This window comes from Brevibacillus sp. AF8 (assembly GCF_021270385.1).
In the GTDB taxonomy this organism is placed as follows: Bacteria; Bacillota; Bacilli; order Brevibacillales; family Brevibacillaceae; genus Brevibacillus.
Map to the genome: position 1 here is coordinate 1 of NZ_JAGQDN010000049.1, position 645 is coordinate 645.

Annotated in this window: 1 rRNA gene; it reads left to right on the forward strand. The window is 56.4% G+C overall.

Going from position 1 to position 645, the window contains the following annotated elements:
* A 23S ribosomal RNA gene (locus tag KB186_RS28205) occupies positions 1–642 on the forward strand; the annotation flags it as partial.
* Positions 643–645 lie beyond the last annotated feature (3 nt).

The window sequence follows — 645 nt, forward strand, 5'->3', positions numbered from 1 at the left end:
CGCCTCCTAAAAGGTAACGGAGGCGCCCAAAGGTTCCCTCAGAATGGTCGGAAATCATTCGTAGAGTGTAAAGGCAGAAGGGAGCTTGACTGCGAGACCTACAAGTCGAGCAGGGACGAAAGTCGGGCTTAGTGATCCGGTGGTTCCGCATGGAAGGGCCATCGCTCAACGGATAAAAGCTACCCTGGGGATAACAGGCTTATCTCCCCCAAGAGTCCACATCGACGGGGAGGTTTGGCACCTCGATGTCGGCTCATCGCATCCTGGGGCTGAAGTAGGTCCCAAGGGTTGGGCTGTTCGCCCATTAAAGCGGTACGCGAGCTGGGTTCAGAACGTCGTGAGACAGTTCGGTCCCTATCTGTCGCGGGCGTAGGAAGTTTGAGGAGAGCTGTCCTTAGTACGAGAGGACCGGGATGGACGCACCGCTGGTGCACCAGTTGTCACGCCAGTGGCACAGCTGGGTAGCTATGTGCGGACGGGATAAGCGCTGAAAGCATCTAAGCGTGAAGCCCCCTCCAAGATGAGACTTCCCACAGCGCAAGCTGGTAAGACCCCTCATAGACGATGAGGTTGATAGGTTCGGTGTGGAAGCGCGGTAACGCGTGGAGCTGACGAATACTAATCGGTCGAGGACTTATCCACACA